The sequence below is a fragment of the Microcoleus sp. B6-A1 genome (assembly GCF_036705085.1).
In the GTDB taxonomy this organism is placed as follows: domain Bacteria; phylum Cyanobacteriota; class Cyanobacteriia; order Cyanobacteriales; family Microcoleaceae; genus Microcoleus.
The window spans coordinates 1-1,484 of the sequence record NZ_JAUBTU010000055.1; the positions used below are offsets into that span (position 1 = coordinate 1).

A 1,484-nucleotide genomic window follows, 5' to 3' on the forward strand; every position below is an offset into this window, starting at 1 on the left:
CTCTTGTTTCATCTGTAGAAAAAATTCTTAAAGAATTTGGAGATAATTATGTAATTAATTTTGCTTAACTACTTATCGGGTACGCCTGTAGTCACCATTACAGGGGCCAATGCCAGTGATTTTACCGTCAAGACATTACCAGCCAACACTATTAGTGCCAGTCAAGCTACCCCATTTGAAATTACTTTCCAACCTTCGGCTATCGGCACTCGCACCGCACGAATTAATATTTCCAGCAACGATCTCGACGAATCTAGTTATACCTTTACCATTCAAGGTAACGGCCTTGATACCACAGCGCCGACAGCCAGCAGTTTCACCCCAGCCGATAACGCCACCAGTGTTGCAGTTGCTGCTGATTTAGTTGTCACATTGAGTGAAGCCGTACAAAAAGGCATCGGCAATATTGTCATCAAGAAAGTCTCCGACAACTCAGTTGTAGAAACCATTGATGTCACCTCAGCCAATGTCACCGTTACTGGTAGTACCGTCACAGTTAATCCCACAGCAGATTTAGCGCAAGGTACAGATTACTACGTTGAAATTGCCGCTGGTGCGATTAAAAACTTAGGAGGGAACAATTATGCCGGTACTACAGGCGCAACTGCTTGGAATTTCACCACTGCGGCTGCCGTTGATACCACAGCCCCCACAGCCACTTTCACCCCCGCAGATAACGCCACCAGTGTTGCAGTTGCTGCTGATTTAGTTGTCACATTGAGTGAAGCCGTACAAAAAGGCATCGGCAATATTGTCATCAAGAAAGTCTCCGACAACTCAGTTGTAGAAACCATTGATGTCACCTCAGCCAATGTCACCGTTACTGGTAGTACCGTCACAGTTAATCCCACAGCAGATTTAGCGCAAGGTACAGATTACTACGTTGAAATTGCTGCCAGTGCGATTAAAGACTTAGCAGGTAACAATTATGCCGGTACTACAGGCGCAACTGCTTGGAATTTCACCACTGCGGCTGCCGTTGATACCACAGCCCCCACAGCCACTTTCACCCCCGCAGATAACGCCACCAGTGTTGCAGTTGCTGCTGATTTAGTTGTCACATTGAATGAAGCCGTCCAAAAAGGCACTGGCAATATTGTCATCAAGAAAGTCTCCGACAACTCAGTTGTAGAAACTATCAATGTCACAGCGGCAAATGTCACTGTTACTGGTACTACAGTCACCGTTAATCCCACAGCAGATTTAGCGCCCGGTACTGGTTACTACGTTGAAATTGCCAGCGGTGCAATTAAAGATTTAGCTGGTAATAATTATGCCGGTACTACAGGTGCAACTGCTTGGAATTTCACCACGGCTGTCGCCGCTGATACCACAGCCCCCACAGCCACTTTCACCCCCGCAGATAACGCCACCAGTGTTGCAGTTGCTGCTAACTTAGTTGTCAACTTGAATGAAGCCGTCCAAAAAGGCACTGGCAATATTGTCATCAAGAAAGTCTCCGACAACTCAGTTGTAGAAACTAT

1 protein-coding gene is annotated in these 1,484 nt (G+C 46.4%); it reads left to right on the plus strand.

Going from position 1 to position 1,484, the window contains the following annotated elements; genetic code table 11:
• Positions 1-60: 60 nt before the first annotated feature.
• Positions 61-1,484 (plus strand): Ig-like domain-containing protein (locus QUB11_RS19860; RefSeq protein WP_333391535.1); only part of this gene is annotated, 1,424 nt, incomplete at its 3' end.